At 73.6% G+C, this 25468-nt stretch carries 22 protein-coding genes and 1 pseudogene; 12 read left to right on the forward strand and 11 right to left on the reverse strand.

Annotated elements, in window-relative coordinates; genetic code table 11:
* The first annotated feature begins 123 nt into the window (after positions 1-123).
* Entirely contained in the window at positions 124-597 is a 474-nt protein-coding gene (locus RNC47_RS30470) for a nuclear transport factor 2 family protein (RefSeq protein WP_311603371.1), read from the forward strand.
* A gap of 15 nt (positions 598-612) precedes the next feature.
* Here RNC47_RS30470 and RNC47_RS30475 read toward each other — a convergent pair whose 3' ends face one another.
* Positions 613-1020 carry a YybH family protein gene (locus RNC47_RS30475; protein WP_394814916.1) on the reverse strand — a complete coding sequence of 136 codons (408 nt, stop codon included), beginning with the start codon at positions 1018-1020 and terminating at the stop codon, positions 613-615.
* Between the two features lie 39 nt (positions 1021-1059).
* Positions 1060-1446, reverse strand: a pseudogene (locus RNC47_RS30480) (YybH family protein); the annotation flags it as partial.
* 175 nt (positions 1447-1621) lie between these two features.
* Between RNC47_RS30480 and RNC47_RS30485 the strand changes: the two are divergent.
* The 7 genes from RNC47_RS30485 to RNC47_RS30515 all read left to right on the forward strand — a co-directional run bounded on the left by RNC47_RS30485 (position 1622) and on the right by RNC47_RS30515 (position 7671).
* A complete protein-coding gene (locus RNC47_RS30485; protein ID WP_311603373.1) occupies positions 1622-2128 on the forward strand; it encodes a SigE family RNA polymerase sigma factor in 507 nt (168 codons plus the stop codon).
* A 10-nt stretch (positions 2129-2138) separates the two neighbouring features.
* The gene (locus RNC47_RS30490) at positions 2139-2549 is read left to right on the forward strand and encodes a cellulase (protein ID WP_311603375.1); all 411 of its coding nucleotides are present in this window, start codon (positions 2139-2141) and stop codon (positions 2547-2549) included.
* Positions 2546-3769: a mannosyltransferase family protein gene (locus RNC47_RS30495; RefSeq protein WP_394814915.1), complete on the forward strand. Its 1224-nt coding sequence runs from the start codon at positions 2546-2548 to the stop codon at positions 3767-3769. Before RNC47_RS30490 ends, RNC47_RS30495 begins: the two co-directional genes overlap by 4 nt.
* Positions 3770-4006: 237 nt before the next feature.
* Positions 4007-4642: a hypothetical protein gene (locus RNC47_RS30500; protein ID WP_311603377.1), complete on the forward strand. Its 636-nt coding sequence runs from the start codon at positions 4007-4009 to the stop codon at positions 4640-4642.
* Positions 4639-5589, forward strand: a complete 951-nt coding sequence (locus RNC47_RS30505) for a copper resistance D family protein (RefSeq protein ID WP_311603379.1) — start codon at positions 4639-4641, stop codon at positions 5587-5589. The genes RNC47_RS30500 and RNC47_RS30505 overlap by 4 nt, the downstream gene beginning before the upstream one ends.
* 65 nt (positions 5590-5654) lie before the next feature.
* Positions 5655-6767 (forward strand): cupredoxin domain-containing protein, encoded by a 1113-nt coding sequence (locus tag RNC47_RS30510; RefSeq protein ID WP_311603380.1) that lies wholly within the window; start codon positions 5655-5657, stop codon positions 6765-6767.
* Positions 6768-6888: 121 nt separating this feature from the next.
* Positions 6889-7671 carry a cupredoxin domain-containing protein gene (locus RNC47_RS30515; protein ID WP_311603381.1) on the forward strand — a complete coding sequence of 261 codons (783 nt, stop codon included), beginning with the start codon at positions 6889-6891 and terminating at the stop codon, positions 7669-7671.
* A 7-nt stretch (positions 7672-7678) separates the two neighbouring features.
* Here the strand turns inward: RNC47_RS30515 and RNC47_RS30520 are convergent, their stop codons facing one another.
* The 5 genes from RNC47_RS30520 to RNC47_RS30540 all read right to left on the reverse strand — a co-directional run bounded on the left by RNC47_RS30520 (position 7679) and on the right by RNC47_RS30540 (position 15959).
* Positions 7679-8176 carry a DUF4396 domain-containing protein gene (locus RNC47_RS30520; RefSeq protein ID WP_311603382.1) on the reverse strand — a complete coding sequence of 166 codons (498 nt, stop codon included), beginning with the start codon at positions 8174-8176 and terminating at the stop codon, positions 7679-7681.
* A 154-nt stretch (positions 8177-8330) separates the two neighbouring features.
* Positions 8331-12257, reverse strand: a complete 3927-nt coding sequence (locus tag RNC47_RS30525; protein WP_311603383.1) for a glycoside hydrolase family 2 TIM barrel-domain containing protein — start codon at positions 12255-12257, stop codon at positions 8331-8333.
* A gap of 112 nt (positions 12258-12369) precedes the next feature.
* A complete protein-coding gene (locus tag RNC47_RS30530) occupies positions 12370-13236 on the reverse strand; it encodes a COG1361 family protein (protein ID WP_311603385.1) in 867 nt (288 codons plus the stop codon).
* An 11-nt stretch (positions 13237-13247) separates the two neighbouring features.
* Positions 13248-14843: an alkaline phosphatase D family protein gene (locus RNC47_RS30535; RefSeq protein ID WP_311603386.1), complete on the reverse strand. Its 1596-nt coding sequence runs from the start codon at positions 14841-14843 to the stop codon at positions 13248-13250.
* Between the two features lie 186 nt (positions 14844-15029).
* Entirely contained in the window at positions 15030-15959 is a 930-nt protein-coding gene (locus RNC47_RS30540) for a DMT family transporter (RefSeq protein ID WP_311603388.1), read from the reverse strand.
* 21 nt (positions 15960-15980) lie between these two features.
* Here RNC47_RS30540 and pdxR point away from each other — a divergent pair, with 21 nt between their 5' ends.
* From pdxR to RNC47_RS30555, 3 genes are all read left to right on the forward strand, one after another.
* Entirely contained in the window at positions 15981-17501 is a 1521-nt protein-coding gene (gene pdxR, locus RNC47_RS30545; RefSeq protein WP_311603390.1) for a MocR-like pyridoxine biosynthesis transcription factor PdxR, read from the forward strand.
* 119 nt (positions 17502-17620) lie between these two features.
* Positions 17621-18205 (forward strand): TerD family protein, encoded by a 585-nt coding sequence (locus tag RNC47_RS30550; RefSeq protein WP_311603392.1) that lies wholly within the window; start codon positions 17621-17623, stop codon positions 18203-18205.
* A gap of 77 nt (positions 18206-18282) precedes the next feature.
* Positions 18283-19251, forward strand: a complete 969-nt coding sequence (locus RNC47_RS30555) for a threonine ammonia-lyase (protein ID WP_311603393.1) — start codon at positions 18283-18285, stop codon at positions 19249-19251.
* A 16-nt stretch (positions 19252-19267) separates the two neighbouring features.
* Here RNC47_RS30555 and RNC47_RS30560 read toward each other — a convergent pair whose 3' ends face one another.
* Both RNC47_RS30560 and RNC47_RS30565 read right to left on the reverse strand, forming a co-directional pair.
* Positions 19268-20053, reverse strand: a complete 786-nt coding sequence (locus RNC47_RS30560) for a hypothetical protein (RefSeq protein ID WP_311603395.1) — start codon at positions 20051-20053, stop codon at positions 19268-19270.
* A gap of 188 nt (positions 20054-20241) precedes the next feature.
* Positions 20242-20826, reverse strand: a complete 585-nt coding sequence (locus RNC47_RS30565) for a TetR/AcrR family transcriptional regulator (protein ID WP_311603396.1) — start codon at positions 20824-20826, stop codon at positions 20242-20244.
* Between the two features lie 106 nt (positions 20827-20932).
* On the opposite strand from RNC47_RS30565, the gene RNC47_RS30570 reads away from it, so the two are divergent.
* On the forward strand, positions 20933-21883 hold the full coding sequence (locus tag RNC47_RS30570) for an alpha/beta fold hydrolase (RefSeq protein ID WP_311603398.1): 951 nt from the start codon (positions 20933-20935) through the stop codon (positions 21881-21883).
* Between the two features lie 39 nt (positions 21884-21922).
* Here the strand turns inward: RNC47_RS30570 and RNC47_RS30575 are convergent, their stop codons facing one another.
* Positions 21923-23869: a TIGR03960 family B12-binding radical SAM protein gene (locus RNC47_RS30575; RefSeq protein WP_311603399.1), complete on the reverse strand. Its 1947-nt coding sequence runs from the start codon at positions 23867-23869 to the stop codon at positions 21923-21925.
* 47 nt (positions 23870-23916) lie between these two features.
* Complete coding sequence (locus tag RNC47_RS30580; protein ID WP_311603401.1) at positions 23917-25413, reverse strand: CYTH and CHAD domain-containing protein; 1497 nt, start codon at positions 25411-25413, stop codon at positions 23917-23919.
* Positions 25414-25468 lie beyond the last annotated feature (55 nt).

Below are 25468 nucleotides of genomic sequence, written 5' to 3' on the forward strand. Positions count from 1 at the left end.
CGCTCCGCGCGGTGCGCAGCCGCGGCTCCGCCGCCGGCCACGCGGCTCTGCCGCGCGACGACGCGGCGTCGTGGCTCGAAAAAGCGATGTCGGCGCCCGGCCCGTCGCTGCTAGGACTGGGGAATGGACCTGGAATCCCTCACCCCGACGGATCGTCTCATCGCCGAACGGGCCTGCGAACGTCTGATCGTCGAGCTCGTCCACCGGCTCGACCTCGGCCGACCGGAGACGGTCGCCGAGCTGTTCACCCCGGACGGCGTCTGGGAGTGGCCGGCCGGGGACCGCCGCGTCGAGGGGCGCGAGGCGCTGCGCCGCTACTTCGGCGGCCGGCCCGCCGACCGGCTCTCCCGCCGGCTGTGCACCAACATCCTGGTCACGCTCACCTCCCCGACGACCGCGACGGCGACCTCCTACCTGACGACCTACCGCGTCGACGGCCACACCGGCGGCCTGCTGCCGCCCCGGCCGCCCACCCAGGTCGGGCACTACGAGGACGCGTTCCAGCGGCGGGACGGCGAGTGGCTGCTCGCCCACCGCACCCTGTTCCTCGCCTTTGGCGGGCCGACCGAGCGGCTGGGGCGGGCCGAGCGCGGCTGACTGGCCGGACAGGGCCTACGGGGTCAGGTCGGTCTTCGCCTCTCCGGTCTCCGGGTCGTAGGGGTACGACAGGTGCTGGTGGACCGCCACCCAGTCGCCGTCCCGCCGTTGGAAGACGCGGGTGCCGCGGGACCAGCTCTCGGCCGTCGTGCCGTCCTCCGCCTCGGCCGTCATCCGGTTGAGGCCCCAGGCGACCGCGAGGTCCCCGTCGACCAGCACCCGCATCCCGGGGACCTCCCAGCCGACCGGCCCGGACGACGCCGCGAGCCCGCTCCGGCAGACCTCCCGGACGCGGTCGACGCCGACGTGCTCCAGCGGGGCGTCGTGCTCGTAGGAGACGACGTCGTCGGCGATGTGGGCCATCAGCCCGTCCAGGTCCTTCGCCGCGGTGTCCTCGAACCAGCCCCGGTGGATCGCCCGGATCCGCCGCTCGGCGGCCTCCCGCTCGGCCTCCGGGGCGTAGGGGAAGGAATGGTGCTCGTGCGCGACGACCCAGCGGCCGTCCTCCTTGCGGAGGCCGAGGGTGAGGCGCAGCCGGTTCTCCGGGCGCTCGGCCAGTTCCTCAGGGGTGCCGCAGCGCAGCAGGGCGTGCGCGAAGGCGACGTCGTCGCCCGCGGTCACCTCGAGGGACTCGATCTCGAACGAGGCGCCGCCCGCCTGCCAGGTGAAGAACGGCGGCCAGACGGCGCGGTAGGCGTCGATGCCGCGGACGCCCTCGTAGGGCGGCGGCACGTCGAACATGACGATGTCGTCGGCGTGGTCGGCGAGCACGCCGGCCAGCTCGCCCCGGTGCACGGCGGCCGCCCACCGCTCCACCAGGGTCCTGATCTCTCGCTCGTCCTCGGGCATGTCGTGGCTCCCCACACGAAGTGTCCTGTTCCTCGGAGTACCGACTCCCGGTGGCACGCGAACTCATCGTGACCGCCGCGCCGTGATCAGCGTCACAGCCGTTGGGCGCATAGCGGAACGGGTGCCAGGGTCTTCCCCGTGACGGAGGCATCCGGCGAGAGCAAGGACAGCGTGGATGGAGCAGGCTCGGGCCGGTGAGTTCGACGAGTTCGTGGCGGCCCGCTGGTCGAGGCTGCTGCACCTCGCCCGGCTGCTCACCGGAGGCGATCGGCACCGCGCCGAGGACCTGGTGCAGGAGTCCCTGGTCAAGCTGTGGTTCGCCTGGCCGAGGGTCGCCGACGAGGCCCCCGAGGCCTATGTGCGCAAGGTGATGGCGCGGGCGGCGGCCCGCTCGGCGCGGCGGCGCTGGTGGGGCGAGCGCCCCGTGGCGCAGTTGCCGGAGCCGCCGGCCGCGGGGGACGTGTCCGCGACCGTCAGTGAGCGCTCGCGGCTGGAGGCCGCGCTCGCCCAGTTGCCGCCGAAGCAGCGGGCCGCGGTGGTGCTGCGCTACTACCAGGACCTGTCCGAGGGCCAGGTGGCGGGCGTCCTCGGGTGCCCGGTGGGCACGGCCAGGTCACACGTCGCGCGCGGCGTGGCGCGGCTTCGGCGGCTGCTGGCCGACGTCATCGAGCCGGTGGGCTGAGGGAGCGGACATGGACCAGACGAGGCAGACGGAACAGACCGAACGGCGGGACCAGTTCGAACAGCGGCTGGCACACCTGATGCACAGCGCCCCGGGGCAGACCCCGTTCGAACCACGGCACCGCGAGCGCCTCATGGCCGGGGTCCGCGCCCGCCGCCGCGCCCGGGCGGCGCGCAGGGCGGCCGGTTCGGTCCTGGTCGCCTGCGGGCTCGTCCTCGGTCTCCTGCTGCTGCCCGACACCCTCGCCGGCGACGGGTCAGGACCCGCCGACCCCCGCCCCGCGTCCACCCCGTCCCGGCCCGAGCCCTCGGAGACCTCCGACGCGACCGCGCCCCCGCCACCGCCAGCGGAGACCTGGGACGCCACGAGCCAGGACGACACCACCCTCTCCGGTGCGGAAGACGGGTCGGACGCCCCGTGAGGAACACGACGCTGATCCCCCGGCAGGGCGTGGGACGTCCGCCCCACCACGCCGCGGACCCGGCCCCCCGGCGCCGGCCGCGCGACCTGCTGACCCCCACCGACCTGCGGGTGCTGCGGCTCTACCTCCTCACCCGGCTCGGGCTGTGGCTCGTCACCTACTGCAGCACCTGGCTGGTCCCCGCGCGGGACGCCACCAGGCCCGTCTCGTGGCTGTCCCGCTGGGAGCAGTGGGACTGGGGCCACTACCAGCACATAGCCGAGCACGGCTACTTCGGCGCCACGGCAGGCGTCGAGCCGGGCGAGAACAACCGGGTGGCGTTCTTCCCCGGCTTCCCGCTGGCGCTGCGCGCCGGGCACGCCGTCCTCGGCGACTGGACGGTGGCCGGCCTGCTGATATCGCTGGTCAGCGGCGCGGTCGCCGTGGTGGCCCTGGCCCGGATCGCCGGCCTCGGCCGGGCCGACGGCGCCCTGGCCGGCCCGCGCGCCGCGGCCTTCCTGCTGCTCTCGCCCACCGCCGTCTTCCTCGCGGCCGGCTACACCGAGGCCCTGTTCCTCGCGTTCGCGCTGCCGGCCTGGCTCGCGGCGAGGAACCGCAACTGGCCGCTCGCCGGTCTCCTCGCCGCGGCCGCCACCACCGTCCGGATCAGCGGCCTGTTCCTGGCCGCCGCGATCCTGGTCGAGTTCCTGCTCGCCCACCGCGGCCACCCCTGGGCCCGCCGCCTGCGGGCGCTGCCCTGGATCGCCCTCCCGGCGCTCCCGGCCGCCGCCTACACCGGGTACCTGCGCGTCAGGACCGGCGACTGGATGGCCTGGAAACACGCCCAGGAACGCGGCTGGAACCGGGAGTTCCACACCCCGGTCGAGGCGTTCCGGAACACCTGGCGGGCCGCCTTCGACCACGTCCAGACCACCGGCTTCGCCCTCGGCTTCCAGCTGGAACTGATCGCGATGGCCGTCGGGCTCGCGCTGCTCGTGGTGCTGCTGGTGCGCCGCCGCTGGCCGGAGGCGGTGTTCGTCGCCCTCAACCTCTGGGCCCTCGGCACCTCCTACTGGTACCTCTCCGTCCCCCGCGCCGCCCTCCTGTGGTGGCCCCTGTGGATCGGCCTCGCCCACTGGAGCCTGCGCCGTCCCTGGGTGCGCGAGGCCTATTTCGTGGTGGTGGCGCCCCTGATGGTCGTCATCACCGTCCTCTTCACGTCGGGCCGCTGGGCCGGCTGAGCGACGGCGCGACGGTGGTGTGCGGGGCCTCGGCGCCCCCGCACCGCGTCTTCGCAGTGCGGGCCTTTCCTTCGCGCCGAGGGCACGCCTTCACGGAACCCGACGAACTCACAGCTCACCCTCGGTGAGAGCGGAGTGGCTGGCAACCCCGGCTTAATCAACGCGTAGTTGGCGCGAATTCGCGCTCCGGTCGACTCGTGACCCGCCCATTGAGCAGCCCATGTCAGGAGGCGTGTCATGCCGTTCTTCGCCCGGGCCGTCTGGCCACGGGACCATCGGGACGAGATCGTCGCCGGCGCCCTGGTCGGCGCGGTGGTGATCGTCCTCGGATACGCCTCCGGGATCGGCCTCACCGCGCGGGACGACGGCGCGCGCTCCGCGGCGCCGCCCCCGGCGGCGACCGAACCCCCCGCCGACCCGGAACCCGAGCCCGAGCCCGAGCCCGAACCCGAGACGGGGCCCGAGCCGGAAGACGGCGGGTCAGGCGGCCTCGGAACGGGCGGCGGCTTCGGTGGCGGTAGCGGCGGTGGCGGCCTGCCCATCCAGCAACCGTCCCCCGTGCCCGACGCCGGGCACGGGGAACACGACCCGTCTCCCGTCGTGCCAGGACCCGACGCCCCGGAGACGCCCGAGGCCCCCGAGGACCCCGAAGGCCCCGAGGACTCCGAGGACGCCTGTCCGGAGGGCGAGGTCCGGCTGGTGGCCCCGGTGCTCACCACCGTCGTCGACACCGTCACCGGCCTGCTGGACGGCCTGACGGGCGTCGCCCCCGCCGCCCCCTCGGCGGAGCCGCCCCCACTGTGCACCGGTCTCGAACCGCCGTCCGACGACCTGCTGACCGCCGCCGAGGACGCCGCGGAGCCGGCCCGGTGACCGGCGGACTCGTCGCCCACGGCGGGCCGGCCGCCGCCGACCCCGCGGTGCGCGACTGGCTCGCCGTGGCCCACGGCACCGGCTACCTCGGCCTGGCGCTGTTCGTGGGCGGGCTGGCGTTCCTCGCCCTGCTCTGGCCGGACGGCGGCACCGACCGCCGAGCCCGCGCCGCGCTCGTCGGCGCCTGGCTGACCGGCCTGGCCGGCACCGTCGCGACCGCGGGGCTGGAGGGCGCCTACGCCACCCGCGGCTCCCTCCGCGACGCGTTCACCCCGGGCGCCTACCGGGCCGTGCTCGACACCGACCCCGGGGTGGCGCTCGCCGCCCGCGGCCTGCTGTGGATACTCGCCGCCGTCGTGCTGGCCACCGTTCTGCAGGGCGGTGCGGCCGCCGCCAGGTCGCCCGGCTGGCGGGTGGGCGCCGCGGCCGTCGCCCTCGGGCTGCTGCGGGCCACCGGGATGTACGGCCACCCGGCGGAGGGGCCCGACCCGACGCTCGGTCAGATCGCCGACCTGCTGCACCTGCTCGGCGTCTCGCTCTGGATCGGCGGCCTCGGGCTGCTGCTGGTGGCGGTGTTGCCGCGCCGCCGTCCCGAGGAGCTGGCCCGGGTGGTGCCCGCCTACTCCCGCCTCGCGGCCGGCTCGGTGGCCGTCATCGCGCTCGCCGGCCTCGTCCTGGCCTGGCAGGTGGTGGGCACCGTCGACGCCCTGCTCGGCACCTCCTACGGCCGGCTGCTCGTGGCCAAGGTCGCGCTGGTCGGCGCGGTGCTGCTGGCCGCCCTGTTCAGCCGCCGCTGGGTGCTGCGACGGCTCGACACCGCCGTGCGGCTCGGCGGCGACGCCGCGACCGTCCGGCCCTTCGTCTACTCGGTCGCGGCCGAGACGGCGCTCGTGCTCGCCGTGCTCGCCGCGACGAGTGTGCTGGTCACGTCCACTCCGGGCCGCTGACCCGCCTTCCCGCGCCGGCCGGCCCTCGGCCGACGCGTCCCCCTCCGAGAGGAGTTCGTTCCGACATGACCGACAACGACAGCCCCCGCGCCGGCGGCGGGACCCGGCGGCGCGAACCGCCGCGCCCCACCGGCAACCGGACGCTCCTGATCGCCGGCCTGGGCGCCGCGCTCTCGGCCGTGCTCTGCCTGGGCGTGCTCCAGAGCACCGGCTCGGGCGCCGCCCCGGCGCCCGCCGCCGCGCCGGTGGCCGCCGCCGACCCCGAGCCGGCCGCGGAGCCGGCCGCGCCCGTCGCCGCCGGCGACGACGAGCAGCCGAGCACCATGGCCGACCACGTGGTGGAGATCGCGGACTACGCCTACGGCCCGGCGGCCCTGACCGTCAGCGTGGGTGACACGGTCACCTGGGTGAACAACGACTCCGCGCCGCACAACGTCGTGACGACGTCGGGGCCCGCGGCCCTGGAGTCCGGCACGCTGGAGACCGGCGACAGCTGGTCGTTCACCTTCACCGAGGCCGGCACCTACGAGTACTACTGCTCGATCCACCCGAACATGACCGCGGCCATCACCGTCGTCGAAGGCGACGGCGGAACCACGGGCGGCGGCGACACGGGCGGCGACACCGGTGGGGACAGTGGCGGCGACAGTGGCGGCCACTCCTCCGGCGGGGGCCACTCCGGCGGCTCCACCGACGGCGGCACCTCCGGTGGTTCGACCGGCGGATCCTCCTCGGGCGGCACCTCCGGTGGTTCGACCGGCGGTTCGGCCGGCGGCTCCACCGGCGGCGGTGGGGACGAGGGGGAGAACGAGGAGGACGAGGAGGCCTGCCGCAGCATCGACCAGGTGCTGGTGCCGATCCTCGAACACCTCGACACCGCGCACCTGGAGCGCTCCCTCAGCGGCCAGGTGGAGGACGCCCTGGACCTCGACCAGTACGTCCAGACCCACACGGCCTGGGTCGCGAGCATCCTCGACCCCCTGGCCGAGGGCGCCGGCGGCGTCCTGGACGACACCCTGACCGTCCTCATGGACCACGTCAACGGCGCCCACCTCCAGACCCCGCTCAGCCAGCAGATCGCGGAGGCGCTCGACGTCGACGGCTACGTCCAACTCCACACCGTCTGGGCGCAGAACCTGCTCCAGCCGGCCCGTGACTACCTGATCGACAACTGCTGACGACCACCGACAACCCCTGAGGGTGCGTGCCGGGCCGGCCGAGTCGCAGTCGGCCGGCCCGGCAGCACCCTCCATCCTGCCCGGCCCCCGCCGCCCGCTCCACCCGCTCAAGGTGACCGAGATGACGAAGCCGCTGCCCGTTCCCCCGATCCGCCCCGGCCGCCGCCTCCGCGCGGCCGGGCGCGCCCTGCTGGCCACGCTGCTGCTGGCCGCCGCCCTGGCCCTTCCGCTCGCCCCGACCCCGGCCCGCGCCGCGACCCATGAGGTGGTCATCGCCGGCTACGCCTACGGGCCTGCCACGTTGACCGTCTCCGTCGGGGACACGGTGACCTGGACCAACCAGGACACCGCCCCGCACGACGTGCTGACCACCGCGGGGCCCGTCACCGTGGACTCCCCCATGCTGGAACAGGGCGACCAGTGGAGCTACACCTTCACCACGCCCGGCACCTACGACTACTACTGCACCGTCCATCCCGACATGACGGCCCGCGTCGTGGTCGAACCGGCACCCGATCCGACCACCCGGGCACCGGCTCCGGCCCCCGAGCCGGAACCGGAGGACCACGGCGGTGGCGGCCACGACGAGCACGAGTCGGAGCCGGCGCCCACGTCCGCCCCGCCCGAGACGGAACACGAGACAGAGCCCGAGCCGGACCCCACGACCGACACCGACACCGAAACCGAGGCCGAACCCACCGAGTCCGGGGCTCACGCCCACGACGCCTCCCCGACGCCCGCCTCCCCGACCGAGGTGGCCGTGGAGCCGGCCGCCGCCGAGGAACGTCTTGACCCCCTGCTGCTGGTGACGGGCGCGGTCGCCGGCATCGCCGTGCTGTGTCTCCTCCTCGTCGGCTCCCGCACCGCCGCCGCCCGCCAGCAGACGCCCACCGACGCGGACTGACGGGCGCTCAGTGGTGGTACTGGTGCACGACCGCGTGCCCCTTGCCCCGACCGATCAGCCACCGGTTCACGGGAGTCGTCACCAGGAAGGCCACCGCGAAGGCCAGGGCGAGCGCGCCCCAGAACAGGCCGTCCGACAGGTGCGCCTCCATCGCGCCGGGCACCAGCAGGAGGACGCCGTTGTCGACGAGCTCCATGACCGTGATGGACAGGGTGTCGGCCGCCAGCGCGACGCCGATCGCGGCCGACAGGGCGACGCCCGCCCTGGTGACGGCGTACAGCGTCAGCGAGTAGCCGAAGAAGAAGGCCAGCACGATGGCCAGCACCATCGTCGGCGCGTTCCCCCAGCCCAGCGCGGTCCCGATGACCATGCCGAGCACCTCGCCGATGGCGCAGCCGGTGAGGCAGTGGAGCGTCGCCCTGACGGCCATGCCCCACCCGACCGACGCGCCCCCGGCGGTCGGGTGGTGCGCGTGTGCCTGCGCGTCGTCGGCCTCGTGCCGCATGGGATCACCCCTCGGGTCGGTGGCGACGGTCTCGCCGAGCACCGGAAACCATACCCCGCAGGGGTATATTCCGCCAGGGGTGCCCCTCAGCCCGGGACGGACCGCGGATCGGGACGGCCGGGGGCCCCCGCCCGGGCGGGGGCCCTCGGCGTGCTCAGTCCAGCGCCGTCGGGCGGCGGCTGGCCGCCGTCGCCTCGCCGAGGTCGGCGAGCGGCCGCAGCCGGTAGGTGTAGGCGTACTCCCGGTCGGCGAACAGCTTGAACTCGTCGTGCGTGTGCGCGCCCCAGCTGTCGTCGCCGCCGACGCCCATCTGGCGGTGGCTCACCCGCAGCACGACCTCCTCCCTGGGGTCGAGCTGGTAGTCGTGCCGCCGGCCGACGGACAGGTCCTCGGGCGTGAAGTGGGAGGCGTTGATCTCCAGCAGCGGCTCGCCGGAGACGAGCAGCCCCGCGCCGGTGTCGTCCGTCAGCGCCGCCCACCGCACGTCCGTCCGGCTGCCGTTCTCCTGCGGGCGGATGTAGGGGGTCCACTGCTCGGCGACGGTGGACGCGTACCGGCCGACGTCGGTGCCGTTGGCGCGGTCCCACTGGTTCTCCTCCGGGCCCCGGCCGTAGTAGTGCAGGGTGGTGAGCCGGCCGGGCAGGAACAGGAGCGTGCCGACCTCCGGGATGTAGGGGAGGCTGGCGGCGCCGGGGCGCAGCGTGTGGTCGATCCGGATCTCGGCGTTGCCGAAGACGGTGTAGGTCGTGGTGTACGCGGACGGCACGGTGGTGGGCAGGGTGCCCTCGACGGCGATCCGCACGGCCCGGTCCCGCAGCGCCCGCACCCGCACGCCGGTCACCGTCCGGTCGGCGCCGGCGTCGCGCCAGGTCTGGTTGCGGAGGTGCTGGCCGTTGCCCCGGTCGTTGTCGGTGGGCGCCCGCCAGAAGTTCGGGACGGGCCCGGAGTCGACCAGTCGGGCGCCGCCGGCCTCGTAGGAGGTGATGGTCCCGGTGCCCTTGTCGATGGTGACGGAGAAGCCCTCACCGGTGACCGTCACGGCCGTGTCGCCGTCCTCGTGGCGCAGCGCCGGCACGGAGTCCAGCGGGCGCGGCGTCACGGCGGGCGCGCCGGCGTCGACGGGGAGCTGCTGCCTGGCCACCTCGAATCCGGCGTCCGCCCACGGCGTGCGCTCCCGGGTGGTGAAGGACAGTTCGAGGAAGTACTCGGCGCCCGGCGCCGGGTCGGCCGGCAGCCGCAGCGGCACGGTGATCTCCCGGCTCGACAGGGGCGGGATGTCGAGCTGGGAGCGGCTGAGCCGGCCCCGCCGGGCCACCTCGCCGTCGACGACCAGCGCCCACCTTCCGTCGAACTCGCGGACGTTGGTGAAGAGGTACTCGTTGGTCACGGTGATCAGGCCGGCGGCCGCGTCCTCGGCCGTCGCGGTCACGTTGATCGCCTGGTAGACCCGCTTGACCTCGGCGGCCTTGCCGGTGTGGCCACGGTCGGCGGTGACGACGCCGTCGGCGACGAACGCGCCGTCGTTGGGGTTGTCGCCCCAGTCGCCGCCGTAGGCGAGGAACGTCGGCCGGTCGGGATCGATCCGGGTGACGTCGACGGTGGCCGCGTCGAACCAGAACCGCACGCCGTCGTCGTCGGGACCGCGCTCGGCGGAGCCGAGTTCGGCCGCCGTCAGCGCGCGGGCGTAGACGCGTGCCCGCCGCACGGTGCCGCTCAACTCCCGGGTCTGGCTGTCGGCGTCGGTGCCGAGCGCGAGCGGGGCGGCGGTGACGTCCGGCCGCCGGGTCGTGCTGGTGGTGGCCCGCACCTGGCCGTCGACGTGCAGGGTCAGCGTCCCGGCCGCCGCGTCGAAGACGCCCGCCACATGGTGCTCGGTGCCGGTCCAGTCCGCCGGCACCGGCCAGCTGGCGGTGACCCACTGGCCGCCGGAGTGGATGAAGAATTCCAGGGACCGGCCGGTCACCTTCAGGGCGTAACTCGTGTCGCCCTTGGCGAGGACGGGCTGGTGGCCGCCGGTCACGTGCTGGGTGACCCACGCCTCGAGCGTCAGCGAGCCGGTGATGTCGAGACCGGCGTCGCGCGCGAAGACGGTGCCGCCGAAGACGCCCGTCTCGCGGTCGAAGCCGCCGCTCGGCGCGAGCAGTTCGCCCCGCAGCCCGGCAGGACCGGCCTCGGTGAAGACGGTGCGGGCGGGGGTGGGCCAGCTCAGCGACTGGTCGGCGAAGTCCCAGATCCAGCCGCCCTGGAGCACGTCGTGGCGGCGGATGATGTCCCAGTACTTCTTGAAGTTGCCGGTCGAGTTCCCCATCGAGTGGGAGTACTCGATCAGCACGAAGGGCCGGGTGTCCTCGGTGTTCCCCGCGCGCTGCTCGACCTGGGCCGGCCTGGTGTACATCTCCGAGCGGATGTCGCTGATCTCGGGCCGGTCGTCGCCCTCGTACTGGATGACGCGGGTCGGGTCGTAGCCGCGGATCCAGTCGCGCATGGCGACGAAGGTGGAGCCGCCGCCGGCCTCGTTGCCCAGCGACCAGATGACGGCCGAGGCGTGGTTCTTGTCCCGGTGCACCATGTTCCTGGCCCGGAACAGGCAGGCCGCGGTCCAGTCCTGGTGGTCGCCGGGGTACTCGTCGCGGATGCCGTGCGTCTCCAGGTTGGTCTCGTCGACCACGTACAGGCCGTAGGCGTCGGTGAGTTCGAGCCACCTGGGGTCGTCGGGGTAGTGCGAGGTGCGGACCGTGTTCATGTTCATCCGCTTCATGACCTCGATGTCCCGCACCATGTCGGCGCGGGTGAGCGACATGCCGCGCTCGGGGTGCATCTCGTGCCGGTTGGTGCCGCGGAACGACACGGGCCGCCCGTTGATACGCATCAGCCCGTCCTTCAGCGCGAACTCGCGCAGCCCGACCCGGTGCGACAGGGTCTCGACGACCCGCCCCGCCGGGTCGCGCAGCCGCAGCACGGCCGTGTAGAGGTACGGGTGCTCCGCGGACCACAGCCTCGGCCGCGGCACCTCCCTGGCGGCCCGCACGATCACGTCCTCGCCGGCCGGCAGCGAGCCGACATCAACGCGCTGGCTCAACGGCCGCGACCACACGGGCTCGCCTTCGGCGTCGTACAGCTGCGTCTCCACGGTGTACCGGCCGGTGGCGGCGTCCTCGGCGTAGGCCCGCACCGAGGCGGTGACGGACAGTTCGGCCGCCGTGTAGTCGTCGCTGAGCGGGGTGTCGAGCTTGAAGTCCCGCAGGTGGACGACGGGCGTCGAGAAGAGATGGACCGAGCGAAAGATGCCGCTCAGCCGGATCATGTCCTGGTCCTCCAGCCAGTCGCCGTCGGAGTAGCGGTAGACCTCCACCGCGATCTGGTTGGTGCCCCCGCGCAGCCGCGAGGTGATGTCGTACTCGGCCGAGGTGAAGGAGTCCTCGCGGTAGCCCACCGGCTCGCCGTTGACCCAGACGTAGAACGCCGACTTGACGCCCTCGAAGTGCAGGAACACCCGCCGCCCCGACCACCCCCGCGGGACGGTGAAGGTGCGGCGGTACTGGCCGACCGGGTTGTACCGGGTCGGGGCGAACGGCGGCTGGGCCTCCTCCCCCAGGCCGTTGGGGCCCCACCACGGATAGGTGATGTTGACGTAGATCGGGCGGTCGTGGCCGTGCAGTTGCCAGCAGGAGGGCACCGGGATGGTGTCCCAGGAGCTGTCGTCGAGGTCGGTCCGGTGGAACTCCGGGTCGCGGTCCTCCGGGCGGTCGGCGTAGGCGAACTTCCACGTCCCGTCGAGGTCGAGCCGCCACGGCGACCTGGTCCGGTCGCCGGCCAGGGCCTGCTCGACGTCGGCGTAGGGCATCAGCGTGGTGTGCGGCGGCTCGGAACCGACGTCGAAGACGGCGATGTTGTTGTTCCACTCCGGGTAGCCGTTGGCCGGCGGCTCCCAACCGGCCCGCCCGGCGGCGCGGGCGGTGCCACCGCCGACGACCCCGCCGAGCGCGAGCGCGCCGAACCCGGCGGCCCCCACCTCCAGGAGACGTCTGCGGCTCACGGCCCGGACGGGCCGGTTGTCGGAGTGCGCGTGCGAGTGCGACATGTCTGGTGGGCCCCTTCATCGATCTCGAACAGGAACGAGCGGGGGAACGCGCCAGAAAGGTTATGTACATGTCGCATTCTGTTCAATGATGGTGACGGGCCCGCTGCGCCTCCTACCGCGGGGCGAACGCCTCCAGTTCCAGGATCCGGGAGTAGTCGGCGCTGTTCGAGGCGTGGACGACGCCCCTGATCGCGTCCGTCGTCACCGGATCGAAGGTGGTGACGACGCGGTCGAGCGTGTTGTCGCGGTAGGAGCCGACGGTCAGCCACTCGCCGCCGGACCGCACCTGGACGTCGAAGTCCTTGATGCCCTGGAGCGCGGCGGGCCGCGTCGGGGTGCCGTAGGTGACGGTCTCGATCCGTCCGAGCTCGACCGGCTCGGGCCAGGTGACGGCCAGCCAGTCGGGGAACGCCCCCCTGGTGCCGTCGTTCCACCCGGTCCTGGTCGACCAGTTGCGGTAGTCGCTGTCGCCGTCCACGGCGCCGCAGACCCTGAAGTTGCCGTGCGTGGAGGAGGCGGTCGCCTGCTGGCCGTAGGCCAGGTTGGCCCCGGGGCCCGGCTCGGGGACGGCCTCGACCGTGAGCGGCACGACGACGCGCTGCCGGCCGCTGGCCACGGTGATGTCGTAGGTGCCCGGCTCGGTGCCCCGCGGCACCCGCACCCCCACCGAACGGCTCACGGGCTGGTCGGGGTCGGTGGCCGGGAGGTAGGTCGAGAACACGGTGTCGGAGAGCACGATCGGCTCCTCGGCGGCCATCGTCGCGTCGGCGAAGACCGGTTCGGTGCCGGTGTTGGTCAGGGTGACGGCGAGCGTGGTGGGCAGGCAGGGGAGTTCGTTGGCGGTCAGGGCCGCGGGCGCCGCCGAGAGGACGACGTTCGAGCGCGGGGCGGCGGCGCGCGCCTCGTCCGAGGGGCCGCCGGTGGCCACGGCGGTGCCGAGCAGGATCACGGCCACGGTGCTGATGAGGGTCTTCTTCACGGTGCGGCTCCTCAGGCCTGCTGGACGGCGGGGACGCCGTTCTCGACGGCGAGCACGGCGCGGCTGCTGACGGTGCCGTCCGGCACCGTGACCCGGTCGCAGACGCGGAAGTCGGACCGCCACAGCTCCGGGGTGATCTCGCAACTGACGTAGCCGCGCTGGAAGTTGCCGAACCTCATGTGCGGGTTCTCGTCGAGCAGCACCTGCCCTCCGGCGTCCAGGTCCTCGCCGTCGAGTCCCGAGGTGATCGACGTGCCGACGAACTCGGTGGCCACCACCCGGGAGTCCGGGTCGTGGAAGTCGAGCGCGAGGTCGCTGACGACGCTGCGGTGCAGGTCGCCGGCGAGGCTGACGACGTTCTGGATCCCGCGTTCCGCGATGCCGCCGAGCAGGCGGTCCCGGGAGGCGCTGTACCCGTCCCAGGTGTCCATCGGCACGGCCACGTTCGGCCCGGACACCGTGTCGAGCAGGGTGATGGCCGTCTGGTGACCCAGGACGTTCCAGCGGGCGTCGGACGCGGTGAGTCCGTCGAGCAGCCACCGCTCCTGGGGGAGGCCCAGGAGGGAGCGCGCCGGGTCGGCGGTCGCGTCGTTCGGCGGCTTGATCCCGTCGCCGTTGACCTGGTCGTCGCGGTACTGACGGGTGTCGAGCATCGAGAACTCGGCCAGCCGCCCGTAGCCGAGCCGGCGGTACAGCTGCATGTCGGGGCCCTGCGGGGTCTGCGCCGAACGCAGCGGCATGTGCTCCCAGTAGGCCCGGAAGGCGTTGGCCCTGCGCACCAGGAACTGGTCCGACGGGGTGCTTCCCGCGTTCAGGTCCGCCCAGTTGTCGACGACCTCGTGGTCGTCGAGGACGACGATCCACGGGGCGGAGTGATGCGCCTCCTGGAGGTCGGGGTCGAGCTTGTAGTAGGCGTAGCGCTGCCGGTAGTCGTCCAGGGTGACGGCCTGGCGGGTGTTGTGCTCGTCGCCGTCGCCCGGCCGGATGCCGCGGTCGTTGCCGAACTCGTAGATGTAGTCGCCCAGGAACAGCACGACGTCGTGCCGGCGGGCGGCGAGGTCCCGGTAGGCCGTGTACCAGCCCTCCCATATCGCCTGGCAGGACGCGAAGGCGAGCGTCAGGCGGGGCACGAGCTGCTCGGGGGACGGGGCGGTCTTCGTGCGGCCCACCGGGCTGATGAAGCCTCCGCACCGGAACCGGTAGAAGTACTCCCGCCACGGTTCGAGGCCGCGGACGTCGACGTGGGCGGAGTGGCTGAACTCGGGCCCGACCTGGGTCGTTCCGCGCCGCACGACACGGCTGAAGCGCTCGTCGGTGGCCACCTCCCACCGCACCGGGTAGGTCCGCCGGTCCATGCCGCCGAACGGGGCGAGCGGGTCGGGGGCCAGGCGGGTCCACAGGACGACCCCGTCGGGCAGCGGGTCGCCCGAGGCGACCCCGAGCGTGAACGGGTCGTCGGCGGGCTGGGGGGCGGACGTGGCCGAGGCCGGACTGATCCCGGGCAGGGCACCGGAGAACGCGAGCGCGGCGGCGGCACCGGAGACGGTCAGGAACCGCCGCCGGGTGGCCGCCAGCAACGCGGCGGGGGGTGTGGGTCTGGAAATCACCCGGGCACCCAATCGGCACTCGGTGAACGAGGGCAATACCTCTGCCATCGGAAACCGGGCGGGCAACCGACCACCAGGCGCCCATTCCACCCGCCACGGGTGATTCGCCCCGAGCTGGCCGGGCGTTGACCGAGCCGAGGCGCGGGAGCCCCGCCCCGTGCACCCGGCCCGTCGCCCGCCATCCGGTCACCCGGAGCGCGCCCCGGTGGGCGCCGCCTCCGCCTCAGTCGGCCGCCCAGGGCCCGTACCGCGTGGCCGCAGGCCGATGCCCAGGCCGACGACCACCACGACGATGCCCAGCCAGACCGAGGGACGCGGCATGCCGGAGCCCGTGACCGCGCCGACCGCCGCCGCGGCCAACGGCGCGACGCCGGTGAGCAGTCCGGCGTGCCCGGCCCCCACGGCACGCACCGTCGAGTACCACAGCACGAAGGCGACCGCCGTGACCAGCAGCGCCAGGTAGCCGGCGGCCGCCCACTGGGACGCGGACAACTCCCGTACCGCCGTGGGACCTTCCGCCGCCGCGCCGAGCAGGGCCAGCATCAGGCCGCCCAGCCAGGTCGCGTGCACGGACACCCCCCACGGGCTGTGCCGCCCCAGCACCGGCACCGCGAGCAGCGTGAACCCGGCCTCGCAGCCCAGCACCAGCGCCGCCCAGGCCACCCCGGCGGCATCGGTGCGGCCCGTCCCCTCCACCAGTACCGCGCCCGCCATGACGACGGGCGCCGCCAACAGCACCTGCCGGCTCGGCCCGCGCCGCTCCAGCAACGGCCCCACCACGCCGAGGACCAGCGGTACGCACGCGACCGCGACGGCGATCACCGCGGGCTCGGCGTGCGCGACGCCCCTGACCACGGCCACGTTGAACAGCACGAGACCGGTCACCGCGAGGCCGGTCAGCCACAGCCACTCCCGTCCGCGTGGCCACACCAGCCGGGCACCGGCGAACCGCGCGATGACCAGGAGGATCGCGGTCGCGGCCACGTACCGCACGGCCTGGGTGGTGAACAGCGGGGCGTCGACGAGGGTGCCCGAGACCGTGACGCTGCTGCCGACCAGCGCCATCCCGGCCATCCCGGGGAGGAGTCGGACGAGGGAGACGGAAGACGTGTCCATGCGGTCCACCCTGCCCGCACAATGGACGCCATGGGCAGGTCCACGATGCCCCCATCCGAGGGGTCCAAAGAGCCGTCCCGGGACTCCGGCGCACCCGCCGGCTCCGACTTCCTCCAACTCGACATCGGGGAGGCGCCGTCGGGCGGGCGCACCGCCTGGCTCGCCGAGCGGCTGCGCTCCGCCGTCGCCGACGGCCGGCTGCCCGTCGGGACCCGGCTGCCGGCCAGCCGCGTGCTGGCCGCCGAACTCCGTGTCACCCGGGGCGTGGTCACCGAGGCGTACCGGCGGCTCGCCGAGTCGGGGCAGATCGCCGCCCGCGGCCGGCTCGGCACGATGGTGGTGGCGGCCCCCGCCGCCCCCCGCGCGCCCGCCCGCGACGCCCCCGTGCCGGGGCCCGCGCTCTTCGACTCGGCCGACCGGGACGGCGCCGTCGACCTCCTGCGCGCCCTGCCCTGCCGCATCGATCTCTCCCCCGGCGTCCCCGATCTCACCGCGTTCCCCCGCACCAGCTGGCTGCGCGCCGAACGTGCCGTGCTCACCGACGTCAGCCGGACCGACCTCGGTTACGGCGACCCCCGGGGCGCCCCCGCACTCCGCCGGGCCGTCGTCGGCTGGCTGGCCCGCAACCGCGGCATCCGCGCCGACCCCGACCAGGTGATCGTGGTCGCGGGCGTCGCGCAGGCCCTCGCCCTGCTGGGGCAGCTCCTGCGGGCGGACGGGATCCGCCGCGTCGCCGTCGAGGACCCCGGATCGCTCGGTACCCGCCAGCAGTTGGCGTACGGCGGCCACACGCCGGTCCCGATCCCCGTGGACGAGCGCGGACTCGACGTCGCGGCGCTGCGCGCCAGTGGCGCCCCCGCCGTGCTGCTCACCCCGGCCCACCAGTTCCCCACCGGGGTCGTCCTCGACGGCGAGCGCCGCCGCGAACTGCTGGGCTGGGCCGCCGACGGCGGGCTGCTCATCGAGGACGACTACGACGCCGAACACCGCTACGACCGGCCCCCGGTGCCGGCGCTGCGCTCGCTGCTGCCCGAGGGCGTCCACTACGCGGGCAGCGTCTCCAAGCTCCTCGCGCCCGCGCTCCGGGTGGGCTGGCTCCTCGTCCCCTCGGCCCGACACGACGCCCTGGTGACCGCGAAGAGACACGCCGACCTGGGAAACGGCGTCCTCACCCAGCTCGTCCTCGCCCGCCTGATGGACTCCGGCGAACTGGAACGACACCTGCGACACCTCCGGCTGCGCCACCGCCGGCGCCGGGACGCGATGCTGCGGGCCGTCAGGACCCACCTGCCCGGCGCCCGCGTCCACGGCGCCGCCGCCGGCCTGCATCTCATGGTCACCTTCGACACCCACGGCGCCGGCCTCCGCGACACCGACCTCGCCGCGGCCGCCCTGGCCCGGGGCGTCAAGGCGCACCCCCTGTCCTGGCACCGGATCACCCCCGGCCCACCCGGCCTGGTCCTCGGCTACGCGGCGGGCCCGGCCCACGAGATCGACGAGGGCATCGCCCTCATCGGCGCCGCCCTGCGCTCCGACGGCTGACGGGCGGCCCGCCCAACACGCGGCATCCCAGGACGAAACGGAACCGAAGTGCGGAACTCCGGGGATTTCTCGGCACACTTTGCGTACGACAGTCCCAACTGGCTAGAGGATGACCAGAAATGATCACGCTTACCAAGGAACACGGCCCGGCGGACCTGGACGGAGTGACCCACCTGTCCATCGGGGTGTCCTGGGACCCCACGGCCGGCACCAGCGGCGGAGTCCTGGGCGCGCTCCGCCGCAAGGCCGGCACCGACCTGGACCTGATCGCCATCGCCATGCAGGGCGGCGACCCGGTGCGCCTGGCGGGCCTCGACTCGCACGACCCCATGGGCAACGGCTCCCTGGTGCACAGCGGCGACAACCAGACCGGCCGCGGGGACGGAGACGACGAGACGGTGACGGTCGAGTTCGCGCGCATACCGACCAACATCACGTCGATCGTGTTCGTCGCCGCCGCCTTCAAGAAGGGCAGCTCCTTCCAGAAGGCACGCAACATCAGCTTCAAGGTGTACGACGCGACCGGCGGCAGCACCCAGCAGGTCGCCGACATCTGGCCCAGCCTGCTCGGCCAGGACAACGGCTGCGCGGTGGCCAAGGCCACGCGCGCGGGCACCAGTTGGAAGCTCGAGGTGATCAACGAGACGGGGAAGATCAAGCAGGGCGACGAACACGCCCTGATGCGCTTCGCCGTCAGCAAGTAGCGGAAACCCTCCCGCGGCCCGGCACCGACGCGTCACCCGGGCCGCGGAAGACGCCCCCGGCCGTACGCTTCGGTCTCATGCAGCAGACCCGCCTCGACACCGATCGGATCCGGGCGGCTCGCCGGGTTATCGACCCGATGTTCCTCGACACCCCGCTGTACCGCTGCGAGGCGCTGGAGCCCGGCCTCGGGTGCGCGGTGAGCATCAAGCTGGAAACGGCGAACCCGGTCCGCAGCTTCAAGGCCCGCGGCACCGAGCTCGTCGCGAGCCTGCTCGCCGACCACGGCGCGCAGGCCGTGGTGTGCGCCAGCGCGGGCAACCTCGGCCAGGCCCTCGCCTGGTCCGCTCGCGGCCGGGGGCTCGACGTCACCGTCGTGGCATCCCGCTTCGCGACCGCGGCCAAGCTCGACCGCATCCGCGCGCTGGACGCCAGGTTGGAACTGGTCGACGGCGACCACGAGCTGGCGCGGGAGCGGGCCGCGGCCATCGCGCGCCACGACGGCATCCGGCTGCTCGAGGACAGCCTGGACATCGAGACCTGCGAGGGCGCGGCGACCATCGGCCTGGAACTGGTGGGCACCGCACCGTCGTTCGACGCCGTCCTGATCGCGCTCGGCGGTGGGGCACTGGCAACCGGCGTGGGCCACGTGGTGAAGGCCATGGCGCCCGAGGTCGAGGTGATCTGCGTCCAGCCGCGGGGCGCACCGGCGATGACGCACTCGTGGCGCCAGCGGCGCGTCGTCACCACCGACTCGACCGACACCATCGCCGACGGCGTCGCCGGCCGGCGTCCCATCCCGGCCGTCCTGGACGACCTCCTCCTGGTCGCCGACGACGCCGTCCTGGTCCAGGAGGCGTCGATCACCGCCGGCATGCGGATGCTCCTCGACCACGCCGGCCTCGTCGTCGAACCGTCAGCAGCGCTCGGCATCGCGGCGATCCTCGAAGACCGCGACCGCTTCGCCGGCCGACACGTGGCCACCATCGTGTGCGGCGGCAACGTCGACATGGCCGCCTACCACCGCTGGGTCTCGCCGCGGGTGTGAAACTCGCCCAGGCCCCCTAGCTCCGGACCGGCTCGTTGAAGTACCGCTCCATCAGCTCCCGCTGGAAGGCCACGACCTCCATCGTCTGGTCGGCGTCGGGCGCGCGGAAGTACAGGGGCTCGTCGTAGGTCATCTCCATGTGCTCGTAACCCCGGCCGAACTCGCCGGAGATCTCCAGCGGGTAGGGCTCCCCGACGGCGGCCACCCGCACGACGATCTCGCCCTGCGGCGTGGTGGTGCTCAGGGTGACGGTCGGCGTGCCGCCGAAGAAGTCCGCCCCGTCGAACGTCACGTCTTCGTCTTCCTGAGGCGAGGACGGGGCGGCGGTCAGGTCCTCGAGGGAGCACAGGGCGGCCATCTCGTCCATCTCGGCTGAGTCCTCCGCGGCGAGGTCGATGTGCAGGTAGCGCTCCTGGAGGATGTCCCTCGCGGCCTCCACCAGCTCCTCGTCGTCGACCTCCGCGGAGACGGCCGCCAACCAGCCGTCTCCGCCGACCCACATGTGGTCTCCCCGCTGGAGCACCTCCATGTCGCCGTACTCGTCGCTCGTCATGGTGGCCGAACACTCGCCGCCCGAGGTGAGATGCATCTCCCCCGTCCTCCCCTCCTCCCGACCCTCATACCGGATACGCACGGCGTCGGCGCCGGCCATCGCCTCCATCGAGGCGAACGCCACCTCCGCGGCGTCCATCCCGGCCATCGCGCCCCCCGGACTTCCCGACCAGCCGTCCCCACCACAACCGGCCAGCGCGGCGACTCCCACCACGACCCCGGCGGCTCTGACGGCCCGTCTGCACCCCATCAATCTCCACCCCTCGCTCACTCGACCGATTCAACAGGGTCGCACGCGGTACACCTCCCAAGGGCCGGCCGCAGCACCGCATTCGGCCACTGGACACCTACGGGCGGCCGGGGTCAGGTCCCCCGAGCTGCCGACCGCGGCATGACCGTGCGTGCCGGACGGCGAGCCCGACGGTCGCATCGGGTTCGTCACGCGCGCGGCGCCCGCGTGAGCGCGTCCACGGTCACGCCCACGACAGCCAGGAGCTGCGCCGGGCTCGCCCCGGCCCTGCTCATGACGGCGAGGGACTGGTTCACGGCCGCGCAGTGCACGGCGTAGGCGTCGGCGTCCCGGTCGGTCAGTCGACCGGCCTTCAGCGCGGCGCGCAGGCGCAGTCGCTGGAAGCCGAGCGCCTGCTTGGCGTGCGCCGCGACGCTCGGGCTCAGCACGGGAATCGCCATGGCCGACTGGGCGATCAGGCATCCGTCGGGGAGTTCGGGATCGGCGATGCGATCGAGGGTGACGTCGAAGAACGCACGAACAGCGGCAACGGGTTCCGAGGCCGCACCCGACAGGGCGGCGTCGTACTTCTCGCCGTAGCGCGCGGCGTAGCGGTCCAGGCAGCGCAGGAAGAGCGTGTCCTTGTCGCCGAGGGAGGAGTAGATGGAGCTGCGGTTCAGGCCGGTCGCCCGGGACAGGTCGTCCAGCGAGGTGTCGGCGTAGCCGGCGCGCCAGAACTGGATCATCGCGGCGTCGAGCGCCGTGTCCATGTCGAACTGCTTCTTGCCTGCCACGCGGCACTTCCTTGCCGATGCGTCGATGGTTCGGACCGTGTCGCCCACCATCCTATCTTGAACTGATCAGTCCAAGATGTGTTAGCCTTCGAAAACACTGACACCGATGGAGGACCCCGTGGCCGGCCCAGCAACCAGCGCTCCGCACGCCTCCGAAAGCAACCCCGTCCGCGACCTGCCCCTACCGCACCTGGCCGGATTCACCCACCGCTGGCTCGACGCGGACGGCGTCCGCCTCCATGCCGTCGAAGGAGGACGGCCAGCCGGCCCGGCCGTCGTCCTGCTCGCCGGATTCCCGCAAACCTGGTGGGCCTGGCGAAAGGTGATGCCCGGCCTCACCCGCCGGTTCCACGTCATCGCGATCGACCTGCCGGGTCAGGGCCACTCCGAGCGTCCGGAGCGCGGCTACGACACGCACGCGGTCGCCGCGCACGTCCACGCCACCGTGCGGGCTCTCGGAGTGTCGACCTACTCCCTCGTCGCCCACGACATCGGCGCCTGGGTCGCTTTCTCCCTCGCCCTCAACTACGAGAGCCACCTACGCGGGGTCGCTCTGCTCGACGCCGGAATTCCCGGTGTCACTCTCCCGGAGGCGATTCCCACCGACCCGGATCGCGCGTGGAAAACCTGGCATTTCGCGTTCCACGTCGTGCCCGACCTCCCCGAGCGGCTGCTCGCCGGCCGCGAACGCGAGTACGTCGCCTGGTTCCTGAAGGTGAAGGCCCTGTCTCCCGACACGTTCGACGACGCCGAACTCGACCACTACGCGGCCGCCGTCGCCGTCGACGGCGGCCTGCGCGCCTCCCTCGCGTACTACCGGGACGCCGCGAAGTCGGCGCGCGAGAACCGCGAGGCGCTCAAGCGGCGGCACCTGACCGTGCCCGTCCTCGGAATCTCCAGCAGCCACGGCTCCGTTCCGGACATGGCCGCCGCCATCAGCCCATGGGCCGACAACACCACCGGAATCGTCGTGCCCGACGCCGGACATTTCATCCCCGACGAGCAGCCCGAAGCCATCGCCGCCGCGATAGCGGACTTCCTCGCAGCCGGCGACTGACCCACCGACCGCGCCGCCCGGCGCGGACGGCCCCGGTGCCTACTTCCCCTGCCCGGCGCCCGACTTCACGACCTGCAGCGGCAGCAGCTTCTTGCCCGTCGGGCCGATCTGGATGTGCGTGTCCATCTGCGGGCAGACGCCGCAGTCGAAGCACGGTGTCCAGCGGCAGTCCTCGACCTCCGTCTCGTCGAGGGCGTCCTGCCAGTCCTCCCAGAGCCAGTCCTTGTCGAGGCCGGAGTCGAGGTGGTCCCAGGGGAGGACCTCCTCGTAGCCGCGTTCGCGGGTGGTGTACCAGTCGACGTCGACGCCGTAGGGGGCGAGGGCCGTGGCGGCGGAGCGCATCCAGAGGTCGTAGGAGAAGTACTCGCGCCAGCCGTCGAAGCGGCCGCCCGCCTCGTAGACGGCGCGGATGACGGCGCCGACGCGGCGGTCGCCGCGGGAGAGGAGGCCCTCGACGATGCCCGGCTTGCCGTCGTGGTAGCGGAAGCCGATGGAGCGGCCGTAGCGCTTGTCGGCGCGGATGGCGTCGCGGAGCTTGGCGAGGCGGTCGTCGGTCTCCTCGGGGGAGAGCTGCGGGGCCCACTGGAAGGGGGTGTGCGGCTTGGGGACGAAGCCGCCGATGGAGACGGTGCAGCGGATGTCGTTGGATCCGGAGACCTCGCGGCCCTTGGCGATGACCTTGGTCGCCAGTTCGGCGATCTGCAGGACGTCCTCGTCGGTCTCGGTCGGGAGGCCGCACATGAAGTAGAGCTTGACCTGCCGCCAGCCGTTGCCGTAGGCGGTGGCGACGGTGCGGATCAGGTCGTCCTCGGTGACCATCTTGTTGATCACCTTGCGGATCCGCTCGCTGCCGCCCTCGGGGGCGAAGGTGAGTCCCGAGCGGCGGCCGTTGCGGGTCAGCTCGTTGGCCAGGTCGATGTTGAAGGCGTCGACCCGGGTGGAGGGGAGGGAGAGGCCGATCTTGTCGTCCGTGTAGCGGTCGGCGAGACCCTTGGTGATGTCGGCGATCTCGCTGTGGTCGGCGGAGGACAGCGAGAGCAGCCCGACCTCCTCGAAGCCGGTGGCCTGGAGCCCCTGCTCCACCATCTCGCCGATGCCGGTGATCGAGCGCTCCCGCACCGGGCGGGTGATCATGCCGGCCTGGCAGAAGCGGCAGCCGCGGGTGCAGCCGCGGAAGATCTCCACGGACATCCGCTCGTGCACGGTCTCGGCGAGCGGGACCAGCGGCTTCTTGGGGTAGGGCCACTCGTCGAGGTCCATCACGGTGTGCTTGGACACCCGCCACGGGACGCCGGAGCGGTTGGGGACGACGCGGGCGATGCGGCCGTCGGGCAGGTACTCGACGTCGTAGAAGGCGGGGACGTAGACGCCGCCGGTGCGGGCGAGGCGGAACAGCAGCTCCTCGCGGCCGCCGGGGCGGCCCTCGGCCTTCCAGGCGCGGATGATCTCCGTCATGTCGAGGACGGCCTGCTCGCCGTCGCCGATGACCGCGCAGTCGATGAACTCGGCGATCGGCTCCGGGTTGAACGCGGCGTGGCCGCCGGCCACCACCACCGGGTGGTCCTCGGTGCGCTCGGCGGCGGTCAGCGGGATCCCGGAGAGGTCGAGCGCGGTCAGCAGGTTGGTGTAGCCGAGCTCGGTGGAGAACGAGACGCCGAACACGTCGAAGGCGCCGACGGGGCGGTGCGCGTCGACCGTGAACTGGGGGACGCCCTGCTTGCGCATGAGCTCCTCCAGGTCCGGCCAGACGCTGTAGGTGCGCTCCGCGAGCACGCCCTCGCGCTCGTTCAGCACCTCGTAGAGGATCATGACGCCCTGGTTGGGCAGCCCGACCTCGTAGGCGTCCGGGTACATCAGCGCCCAGCGGACGTCGCACGCGTCCCAGTCCTTGACGGTGGAGTTGAGCTCACCGCCGACGTACTGGATCGGCTTCTGGACGTGCGGGAGGAGGGCCTCCAGGCGGGGGAAGACCGACTCGACTGGCATGGCTTCCGGCTTTCGGGACGACTGGGGCGAGAAACGGGCTAGACCGTTCAGCCTACCGGGAGTTTCGCGGCCGCACGCGCCCGGTCGGCGGCGACGGCCGCCTCGCGCTCGTGGAGGACCCCGTAGCTGAACGAGGGCTCGCCCGCCTCCTGGGCCAGGTCGGCGAGCTCGCGCAGCGCGGCCCGGGCCACCACGCTGTCCTGGTGGTCGCCGAGGGCGCGCTGGAGCGCCTTGCACCGCTTGGCCTGGCGGCGGGCCGGCTTGCCGACGGCGGGGACGGCGGCCTCGGCCGCGTAGCGGGCGCGCTTGGCGGCCTTGCGGGCGGCGTGCAGCGCGGCGTCGTGGTCGGGTCCCGCGGGGGTGGCGTACGCGGCGCGCAGCCGGCGGGCCAGCCGGTCGCGGTCCCGGCGCATGGCCTTGGCCAGCACCTTGCGGGCCGGGCGCTCGGCGGCGCGCGGCCGCAGCGGCGGGTCGGCGAGCAGCCGGTGGAGGGCGTCGAGCAGGTCGAGGTGGCGGGGCGAGTCGAGCAGCCGGACGACGAGGGCCCGGGACTCGGCGCGGCGCTCGCGGTCCCAGGCGGCGAGACGCTCGGCGACGGGGCCGACGCGCAGCTCCTCGGGGAGCTCGTCGAGCCGGGTGGTGAGCCGTTCCGTCAGCACCTCGCGGTCGCGGTCCACGCCGAGCTCGGCGCCCAGGTGGCGCAGCTCGGCCGCCAGGTGGTCGGTGACGTCCTGGTCGAGGACGGCGCGGGCGCTGCGCAGCAGGGCGCGTAGCCGCCGGCTGGCGACCCGCATGCGGTGCACGGCGTCCGGCAGGTCGCGGCGGACGGCCGGGTCGAGGGTGAGGATGGCGTCGACCTGCCGGCGGGCGTAGTCGAGGACGTGGGCGGCGGCGGAGTCGGCCGGCCACCGCGGCGGCGCGGGCGGGGGCGTGGGGGCGCCTCCCGTCTCGGCGAGGGCGCGCACCAGCTTGGACGGCGCGTCCGAGCGGCGCGCGCCGACCGCGGTGAGCCGCTGCTCGACGGCGTCGAGCACGGCGTCGCCCACCTCGGGGGCGGCGGCGTTCTGGGCGGGCGCGAGCTCGACCTCGACCTCGCTCCAGTGGGTGATGCGGCCGTCGCGGCTCGCCGTGACGCGGTCGAGCACGGCCTCGGCGAGCGGGGCGCCGCCGACGCCGGCGAGCAGGGTGGGCCGCCGCTCGGTGATCAGGTCGATGACGGGCCGGGGCGTGGCGTGGCGGAGGCGGGAGCGGACCAGGGCGGTCAGCTCGCTCGGCGGCCCCTCGTCCCGGTCGGTCAGCGGGGCGTGGATCTCCTCGCGGACGCCGTCGCCGACCGGCAGCTTGAGGTGCCAGCCGGCGTCCTCGCCGCCCGTGCGGCGGCGCAGCGTGATGCCGGCGGCGGCGAGCCGGCCGTCCTCCGTGTCGTAGTAGCGGGCGACCAGGTGCCGGACGGGCAGCGCGCGCTCGGTGGCGACGGGGCCGGCACCGGCGAGGGTCGGCAGGGGGCCGGCGAACTCGTACTTGCGCTCGTGTTCAAGGGCCATCCTTTCAGCCTAGGAGCCGCGCCCCGCCCCCGCATTCGGACGGCCCCGGGCGCGC

This window comes from Streptomyces millisiae (genome assembly GCF_031845425.1).
Taxonomy (GTDB): Bacteria; Actinomycetota; Actinomycetes; order Streptomycetales; family Streptomycetaceae; genus Streptomyces; species Streptomyces millisiae.